Here is an 8,395-nt window from a genome sequence, read left to right as displayed (position 1 = left end):
ACACCTCGCGCACGAGGTCGGACGGCGTGTCGCCGAACGCGGCCATGCGATCGGTCCAGTTCTCCCAGTCGCGGTTCGCCACCGTGAGCGCCACCGGCGAGCCGATGGTACGGCCGAAGCGCACGCCGGAGGTCACGCGCACGCGATCGCGCTCGATGGCCTGGCGCCCGCCGCGGCCGTAGCCCGACTGGCGGCGCGCCAGGTCGCTGTTTACTGGTCTTCGGAGATCTTGAGGCCTGCCGGCACGCCGTCCACGATGGCCGTGAGGGCCGGGCCATGGCTCTCGCCCGCTGTTAGGTAGCGCATGTTGGTCCGCTTTCCCGCTGTCGTCGTTTTGCGCCTATTGTACCGCAGCCGCGCGGCAAGGCGAACGACGGTTCGCCCGTCGTACCAGATCGCCATGAAGCGGGAGGGGAAGTATGGGAGCGGGACGGCCGCGCTTCGCGCGCCAGCGCGAAAACAGCCGCCCAGGTTGGCGCAGTAAGTCAGCGAGGCCGGCCGTGGCACCCGAGATCGTGGGGATGGCGGAGGCGACGCGTACAACGGGTACGCGAGCCTCCGGGATCGCCGCGAGATCGGGTGCCACGGCCGGCCGCCCCCTTCGGGGACTTGCTTCGCGGCGCAGCATGTCGGCTTCGTTCCGGCGACCGTCAGGCCGACGGAACCGGGAGCCGCCGGAACCTAGAAACCTGCAGCGTCGGCCATCACAGCGAACAGGTCGACCGCGTCCAGGTCGACGTCGACGCCGGCGATGTCGCAGACGGTGCGCACGCTGGCCACGGCCTGGGCCACGAGCATGCCCGCGCCGTCCGACACCGTGCAGCCCGCGGCGCGGGCGCCGGCGACGAAGGCCGTCTCGCCGTGGCCGTACACCACGTCGAACGCGCGCTGCCCGGGCTGGAAGAGCGCCGTGTCGAACGGGGCCGGGTCGCCCGCCTGCATGCCGAGGGGCGTGGCGTTCACCACGAGGTCGGCGTCGCATATGGCTTGCGTGGACGTTGCGTAGCTGCCGAACTTGAACGCGGTGGCGTCGTAGGCCTCGCGGAAGCTGCGATGGTGCTCGATCGCCGCCGGCAGGTCGATCGCGGCCGACGACAGCCGTCCGAACTCGTCGACGTAATCCTGCAGCACGGACTGCGCACGCTCCCTGTCGCGCCCCACGAGCACGACCTCGCGGGCCCCGGCGACGGCGCAGGCGTGCAGGATGGCGAGCGCCGTGGGGCCCGTGCCGCACACGGCCACCGACGCCCCGGAGAAGTCGAAGCCCGTTCGCTCGAGGAAGGCCACGCAGCCCTGGCCGTCCGTGTTGTACGCAAGCAGCGCTTCCCCATGCTTGACCAGGAGGTTTGCTCCACGTGCAAGCTTGGCCGACGCCGCCTTGTGCGTGGCCGCCTCGTAGGCATGCGGCTTGTACGGCGTGGTGATGTTCACCGACAGGAAGTCCCGCACGGCCAAAAACGCCCGCGCCTCGTCTTCGCAGGCCAGGTCGGCCAGCTCGTAGCACCACGGCAACCCCAGCCGCCCGTACACCGCGTTGTACATGACCGGCGACTTAGAATGCGCGATGGGATGCCCCAGCAGGTACAGGTTCTCGACAGTCTCCAGCGTGCTCATGAGGCCCCTCCCGTTCTAGCAGGTTCGTCAATCCCCCCACTCGCAGGTCCACCAAGGTCAGCGAGGGTTTCCCCGGCGCCCGAGGTCGTGGGGATGCCGGAGGCGAAACGCGCCCCGCAGGAAGTCCCCTTGGGGGATACTTCGGTACGCGAGTCTCCGGCATCGCCGCGAGATCGGGTGCTGGGGGAAGCCGCAGCGTCGGCAGCTTCCGGCGGCTGGCAAGCCGTCGGAACGCCAGCGCCCTCGGGCTTCCGCTCGCCCATGACCAGGCGCTCGAAGTTGCGCAGCAGCAGCGTGTGGGGCAGGTCCTGCTCCACGAGCGGGGCCAGCAGATAGGCCTTCATGCCCAGGAAGTGGGCGCCCAGTACGTCGGTGACCAGCTGGTCGCCAATGACGACCGTGGCAGCGCGCGTTGCGCCGATCTTGCCCAAGGCCCTGAGGAATGCGGGCGGCAGCGGCTTCACGGCCTTCGCCACGATGGGCAGCGACAGGCGGTTCGCCAGCTGGTAGACGCCCTCGTGCCAGTTGTTGGACACGAGGCAGAACGTGATGCCGGCATCGCGCGCCTTCGCGAGCCAGAAGCCCGCATCGCGCGGCACCTCGTGCGTGTCGCGCGTAAGGATGGTGTTGTCGATGTCGAGCAGCACGAAGCGGAAGCCGAGCGCCAGCAAGTCGCGCTCGATGTCGACGTGCGACAGGCGCGAGAAATAGCGGTCGGGTTCAAGAAGCGGCATGGTCGGCTGCTTTACATTAGGGACGGTCAGGCGTTCGGCACAGGCGCAGGCGGCCTACGAGAACGTGTTCATGTGGTCTTCATACGTCTCGGTGAAGTAGTAGCTGTCTCCCTCGAAGTAGAAGAAGAAGTACTTGCCGAGCGATTCCTGGTCAGGTGCGCACACGGCCTTGAGGCAGTCGAGGCTCGGAGAGCAGATGGGCGTGGGCGGCAGGCCCTTGTTCGTGTACGTGCTGTAAGGCGTCTCGGCATGCACCTCCTCGGGGGTGGGGTCATGACCCACCTCGTAGGCGGTCGTGGCATCGCTTTGCAGGAAGCCGTAGCTGGGCTCGCCCGTCGTCTCCAGACGGTTGTAGAACACGGCGGCCACCTTGGCACGGATCTGCTCGTCGCCGCTCGATTCCTTCTCCACGATGGAGGCCAGGTTTACGGCGTCGTAGATGGAGAGCCCCTGCGACTGCGGGTACGACCAGTCCAGGCTCGCCGTCTCCTTCTGGAACTGGTCGAGCATCATGCGGACGAGCGAATCGGCCGTGGCGTCGTCGGCCACCGCGTAGGTCTTGGGGAACAGGAAGCCCTCGAGGGAGTTCGTGCCCGCATCGGCCAGGAAGCTGTAGCTGGCCGCGTACACGCTGGCATCGGAGGCGGCGGCCGTGAAGGCCTCGGCCGTGATGCGGCCCTCGGAGGCCGTGGCGACGGCCGCGGCGATGTCGGAGAGCTTGTAGCCCTCGGGGATGGTGAGCGCGTTGCCCATATCGGGGCCCGCGGCGATCTGCCTGACGATATCATCGAGCGACGTGCCGCCCGCGAACGTGTAGGTGCCGGGCTTGAGCTGGGACTCCACACCCATCTCGCTCACGCGCTTCGCGAAGTCGGAAGCACTTCCCACCAGCTTCTCCTCCACGAGCAGCTCCCCGATGGCCTTGGCACCGGAGCCTTGCTCCACCACGACGGTGGCTTCCTGGCCCTCGGCAAGGAGCTCGACCGGCGCGGAGCCGGAGCAGCTGTTGAACAGGGTGAGCCCGCCCCAAGCCAGGCCGCCGATGACAACGACGGCGAGCACGGCCGCGAAGATCTTCGGCCCCTTGCTCTGCTTCGGGCGGATGTAGCTGGTATCGTAGGTGCGGAATTCGCGCTCGCCGCGCGCATGGGCCGACCGGGCTGCGTGGTTCGGGCGCTGCGAATACGTGACTTGCTTCCGTGGGGGCATGGACGTTCCTCTACCTTTCGGCTTGCCTAACGGCGCGCATCAAGCCACGCCTGCAAGAACAGACTTGCGGCTATCATATCTATTTTGCCGCGCATCTCGCGCTCGCCCAAGCCCTTTTCACGCAAACTCCGTTTGGCCTCCTGCGAGCTCAACCGCTCGTCGGCGAACTCATGCGGGATGCCGCACGCCTTCGTGACGGCATCGGCCGCTGCGCGGATGCGCGCGGCCTGCGGCCCCTCCTGGCCGGCCAGCGTGTAGGGCAGCCCGCACAGCAGCAGCTCGGGCTCCCAGTCCTCCAGCAGGCGGCGGAACGGCTTCGCGCACGAGAGCACCTCGGCAGCCGGCAGCACGCACACCGGCGACGCCACCCGCTCCCCCGGATCGCATACCGCGACGCCCACCCGCGTTTCGCCTATGTCGAGCGCCATGATGCGCATGCTAAGGGCCTTTCTTGATCGGTGTGCAAGCTGGCCCAGCAGCGGGCTGTTCGCGCGAGCCGGGACTGCCCGAGCGCCGTGATGCATCGGACAGCCCCAGCCGGGGGCGTTACAGCAGCATCTCCCGTGCGGCCTCGAGAGCCGCGTCGATCCCTGAGGCGTCCTTGCCGCCCGCCTGCGCCATGGCGGCCTTCCCGCCGCCGCCGCCCTTGATGTTGCCGGAGATGGCCTTGATGACGGCGCCAGCGTCGAAGCCGGCCTCCACCGCCTCCGGCGTGCCGGCGGCCAAAAGCGTGGGCTTGCCGTCCTTCTCGGTGGCCAGCACCGCGGCGCCCGGCTTGCCGAGGCGCGCGCGCAGCACGTCCCAGGCGTTGCGCATCTGCCCCGCATCGGCCTCGGGCAGGCGGCCGAAGACCACCGGATAGCCGCCCTTCGCCTCGACGGCGCCCTCGACCAGCGCCGAGATCCCGTCGTCGGCGATGGTCTGGCGGTTGCGCTTCATCTTCGTCTGCAGCTCCTTGAGCTGCTTCACGTTGGCAGCGGTGCGCTCGCTCACGTCGAACAGGGGCACGCGCAGCGCCTCGGCGCTCTCCTTGAGCTCCGCCTCCACGCGATTCATATACGCCAGGGCATCGAAGCTGGTCACGGCCTCGATACGGCGGAGGTTCGCGCCCACGCTCGTCTCGGACGTGATCTTCACGAAGCCTATCTCGCTCGTGGCCGACACGTGCGTGCCGCCGCAGAGCTCCTGCGAGAACCCTTCGATGTCCAGCACGCGCACGAACTCGCCGTACTTCTCGCCGAAGAGCGCCATCACGCCGGCCTCGCGGGCCGACGCAAGCGAGGTCTCGTAGGCGCGCACGGGATGGTTCTCCATGACCTTCTCGTTCGCCAGGCGCTCCACCTCGGCGATCTGCTCGGCCGTCATGGCCTCGAAGTGCGTGAAGTCGAAGCGCAGACGGCTGTCAGCAACGTAGCTGCCGGCCTGCTTCACGTGGTCGCCCAGCACCTGGCGCAGCGCCCAGTGCAGGATATGCGTGGCCGTGTGGTTGCGGCGGATGCGCTCGCGGCGCGGCACGTCGATGGCGGCATGCACGGTGTCGCCCACCTGGATGCGCCCGCCGGCCGGCTCGTCCATCACCTTGACGGTATGCGCGATCAGGCCCTTCTCGGGCTCCTTGGTATCGAGCACCGCCACGACGACGCCGTCCTCGGCCAGAACGCCCGTATCGCCGATCTGGCCGCCCTTCTCGGCGTAGAACGGCGTGGCGTCCAGCACCACGCGGCCTTCCTCGCCTGCTTCCAGCACGTCGACCTGCTGGCCGTCCTTCACGATCGCCAGCACGCGCGCGTCCGCCTCGTTCTTCGTGTAGCCGAGGAACTCGGTGGGGCCCACGGCCTCCAGGATCTCGTTCATCACGCCGCCGTACGTGGACCAGGCCGCCTCGGCGTCCTTCGTGTTGGCCGCGCGGGCGCGCTCGCGCTGCTCGTCCATGCAGCGGCCGAAGCCCTCCATGTCCACCTCGATGCCGCGCTCGCCGCACAGCTCGCGCGTGACCTCCACGGGAAAGCCGTACGTGTCGTGCAGCGTGAAGGCGCGGTCGCCCGGCAGCACCTCGCCCTCGATCCCGGCCAGCGCCTCGTCGAGGAACGCGCGGCCCTGGCGCAGCGTGGCGCCGAAGCGCTCTTCCTCGGACAGGATGACGCGGCGGGCCAGCTCGCGGTTCTCCACGATCTCGGGGTAGACGTCGCCCATGAGGTTCACGATCTCGTCAACGTACTCGTTGAGGAAGGGCTTGTCCAAACCCAGCAGGTGGCCCTTCATCACGGCGCGGCGCAGCAGACGGCGCAGCACGTAGCCGCGGCCCTCGTTGGAGGGCAGGATGCCGTCGGCGATCATGAACGTCACCGAGCGGCTGTGGTCGGCCATGATGCGCAGCGACAGGTCGGCGTCGGCATCGGCCCCGTACACGGCGCCCGTCAGGCGCTCGCCCACTCCCACGAGGCTGCGCAGCACGTCGGTCTCGTAGTTCGACTGCACGCCCTGCATGATGGCCGCGATGCGCTCCAGGCCCATGCCGGTGTCGATGTTCTTCTTCGGCAGCGGTACGAACGAGCCGTCCTCCTGGCCGTCGTACTGAGTGAACACGAGGTTCCAGTACTCCAGGAAGCGGTCGCAGTCGCAGCCCGGCGCGCAGTCGGGGCTGCCGCAGCCGAACTCCTCGCCCTGGTCGTAGTAGATCTCGGAGCACGGGCCGCACGGGCCGGTGGGCCCGGCGCGCCAGAAGTTGTCCTCCTCGCCCAGGCGCGAGATGTGGTCCTCGGGCACGCCGAGGCCCTTCCAGATCTCGATGGTCTCGTCGTCGTCGAGGTACACGGTGAAGTACAGGCGCTCGGCGGGCAGGCCCAGCACCTCGGTGGAGAACTCGTAGGCCCAGGCGCACATCTCCTTCTTGAAGTACGCGCCGAAGCTGAAGTTGCCGAGCATCTCGAAGAAGCTCAGGTGGCGGCCCGTGGTGCCGATGATGTCGATGTCGTTCGTGCGCACGCACTTCTGCGCGGTCGTGGTGCCCACGTAGGGCGCCTCGAGCTGCTTCTGCTGCAGGAAGTAGGGCTTGAACTGCACCATGCCGGCACTCGTCAGCAGAAGCGACGGGTCGTCGGGGATCAGCGAGGACGAGGGCCACCTCTTGCAGCCCTTCGCCTCGAAGTAGCTCAGGTACTTCTCGCGTATCTCGGCAGTGCTCATATACTCCATGTCGTCTGTCTTTCTTTCCCGTTGGTCCTCTGGTCTGCGCATCGGCCACACCCCCCGATGCCCCCTATGCTCAAGGCGGCCGCGGCGCCGAGGCGCCGGGCCCGCCCAAAACGTGCTGGAGACAGTTTAGCGTTCTTTGTTCTGCCGCGCCTTCTTTTCTGCGTCGGCCTTCCGCTGCTCCACACGCTCGAACGCAGCCGACACGTCGGGGTGCGGCGCGATGGCGTCGGCTATGGGGTCGACGGCATCGCCGTCTGCCGGCGTGCCCTGGAAGAACACCCCGTCCTTGGCCACGAGCTGGCGGCCCGTGCGCTTCTCGAAGTAGTACACGAACACCGACTTCGCCACGGCCACGGCCGGAATGGAGGCCAGCATGCCCACGAGCGAGCCGGTGAAGCCGCTCATGGCGCCGCCGATGGCCGAGCCGGCCATCAAGGCGATGAGGGTGAGGGCCGGGTGCACGTCCACCGAGTTCGCCATGATCTTCGGCGACACGAACGTGTAGACGATCTGCTGGATGGCGATGGTGCCCAGCAGCGCCACAAGCGCGATCCACGGGCTCACGAACACGCCCACCACGGCCGCGAGCGCGCCGCCCAGCCACGGTCCCACGATGGGAATGATGTTAAGCAGGCCGGCGATGCCGCCCAAGGCAGCGTAGTTCGGGATGCCGATGACGCCGAACAGCACGACGCAGCCCACGCCGATGATGGCGCACTGCAAAAGCGTGCCCTTGATGTAGCCGCCCATGACGCGCGTGAACGTGACGTGCAGCATCTCCAGGTCCTCGCGGTGCTTCGGGCCGACGAGGCGCTCGCTCTCGCGGCCGAGGTCGGGCAGCTCCATGAGCATCCAGAACGCCACGACCAGCGCGAAGCCCAGCGCCACGAACGTGTTCACCACGCCGGTTCCGATGGCCACCACGCCCGAGGCGCTGTCGCGCGCGAACGTGGAGGCCCAGGCCACGAGGGCGTTGAAGGCATCGGTGATCCACCCTTGCACCGTGTCGTTCTGCAGCACGTCGGCATAGCGGGCATACAGGTCGTTGCCCCAGTTCGCGATGGTTTGGATGTAGCCGGGCACGCTTTGGATAAGGTTTGTGAACTGGTCGCCCACGCCGAAAGCCGGTGAGAACATGAGCAGGCCCACCAGCGCCAGCACCACGAACATGAGCACGTAAGCTATCGCCGTACCGGCCAGGCGGGGCACGCCCAGCTTCTCCAGCTTGTTCACGGGGCCGCGCAGGCAGAACACGATCACCACGGTCCAGATGACGATGCCCACCGGCACGCTCAACAGGTTGAAGAGGTACACGAGGACGCCCGTCAGCAGGATGGCCCCCACGATGGTCCACACCGTGAGGAAGCGGCGTCGTGCTTTCAGCGCCTTGACCTGCTCGCGCTCGTTCTGTTCGGGATCCACCGGATCGGCTCCTCGCTATGCCTCAGGTTTATCCTGGTCGGATACGCTGTCAGCCGCCTTCGCTCCCGCCGGAGCCGCCTCGGCGCCGCCCTCGTACGTGAAGTAGCGGGTTGCGGCGTCGGCATCGGACGCGGCGGCGGTCATCACGGCGTCGGTCATGCTCGCGGCGGCCTCGGAGGTCTTCTCGGCGGCGGCGCGCTTGGCGGCGGCCTTCTCCTCGC

General features: G+C 68.0%; 9 protein-coding genes. All 9 read right to left on the bottom strand.

Annotation, left to right across the window (positions count from 1 at the left end):
- A partial coding sequence (locus GPA_RS20385; RefSeq protein WP_269446303.1) for a chorismate synthase occupies nt 1-157 on the bottom strand: 157 nt, incomplete at its 3' end.
- 53 nt (nt 158-210) lie between these two features.
- Nucleotides 211-306 carry a chorismate synthase gene (locus GPA_RS20380; RefSeq protein ID WP_015539555.1) on the bottom strand — a complete coding sequence of 32 codons (96 nt, stop codon included), beginning with the start codon at nt 304-306 and terminating at the stop codon, nt 211-213.
- A 375-nt stretch (nt 307-681) separates the two neighbouring features.
- Nucleotides 682-1,614 carry a shikimate dehydrogenase family protein gene (locus tag GPA_RS08050; RefSeq protein WP_015539553.1) on the bottom strand — a complete coding sequence of 311 codons (933 nt, stop codon included), beginning with the start codon at nt 1,612-1,614 and terminating at the stop codon, nt 682-684.
- A complete protein-coding gene (locus tag GPA_RS08045) occupies nt 1,611-2,348 on the bottom strand; it encodes a YqeG family HAD IIIA-type phosphatase (protein ID WP_015539552.1) in 738 nt (245 codons plus the stop codon). Before GPA_RS08045 ends, GPA_RS08050 begins: the two co-directional genes overlap by 4 nt.
- Before the next feature lie 54 nt (nt 2,349-2,402).
- The gene (gene mltG, locus GPA_RS08040; RefSeq protein WP_015539551.1) at nt 2,403-3,557 is read right to left on the bottom strand and encodes an endolytic transglycosylase MltG; all 1,155 of its coding nucleotides are present in this window, start codon (nt 3,555-3,557) and stop codon (nt 2,403-2,405) included.
- A 26-nt stretch (nt 3,558-3,583) separates the two neighbouring features.
- Nucleotides 3,584-3,994, bottom strand: coding sequence for a Holliday junction resolvase RuvX (ruvX, locus tag GPA_RS08035; protein WP_015539550.1), 411 nt, complete (start codon nt 3,992-3,994; stop codon nt 3,584-3,586).
- A 109-nt stretch (nt 3,995-4,103) separates the two neighbouring features.
- Nucleotides 4,104-6,752, bottom strand: coding sequence for an alanine--tRNA ligase (gene alaS / locus GPA_RS08030; RefSeq protein WP_015539549.1), 2,649 nt, complete (start codon nt 6,750-6,752; stop codon nt 4,104-4,106).
- A 126-nt stretch (nt 6,753-6,878) separates the two neighbouring features.
- The gene (locus GPA_RS08025) at nt 6,879-8,174 is read right to left on the bottom strand and encodes an AI-2E family transporter (protein WP_181813836.1); all 1,296 of its coding nucleotides are present in this window, start codon (nt 8,172-8,174) and stop codon (nt 6,879-6,881) included.
- Nucleotides 8,175-8,189: 15 nt separating this feature from the next.
- Nucleotides 8,190-8,395: hypothetical protein (locus tag GPA_RS08020; protein ID WP_041239302.1), on the bottom strand; the 206-nt coding region annotated here is incomplete at its 5' end.

The organism is Gordonibacter pamelaeae 7-10-1-b, assembly GCF_000210055.1.
In the GTDB taxonomy this organism is placed as follows: domain Bacteria; phylum Actinomycetota; class Coriobacteriia; order Coriobacteriales; family Eggerthellaceae; genus Gordonibacter; species Gordonibacter pamelaeae.
The sequence above is the reverse complement of the archived record's forward strand: the minus strand, read 5'-3'. Positions and strand labels throughout refer to the sequence as shown.

Excerpts from the sequence above, each read along its gene's own strand:
- GPA_RS20380 (WP_015539555.1), bottom strand. The coding sequence starts at position 306 with ATGCGCTACCTAACAGCGGGCGAGAGCCATGGCCCGGCCCTCACGGCC.
- GPA_RS08050 (WP_015539553.1), bottom strand. The coding sequence starts at position 1,614 with ATGAGCACGCTGGAGACTGTCGAGAACCTGTACCTGCTGGGGCATCCC.
- GPA_RS08045 (WP_015539552.1), bottom strand. The coding sequence starts at position 2,348 with ATGCCGCTTCTTGAACCCGACCGCTATTTCTCGCGCCTGTCGCACGTC.
- mltG (WP_015539551.1), bottom strand. The coding sequence starts at position 3,557 with ATGCCCCCACGGAAGCAAGTCACGTATTCGCAGCGCCCGAACCACGCA.
- ruvX (WP_015539550.1), bottom strand. The coding sequence starts at position 3,994 with ATGCGCATCATGGCGCTCGACATAGGCGAAACGCGGGTGGGCGTCGCG.
- alaS (WP_015539549.1), bottom strand. The coding sequence starts at position 6,752 with ATGGAGTATATGAGCACTGCCGAGATACGCGAGAAGTACCTGAGCTAC.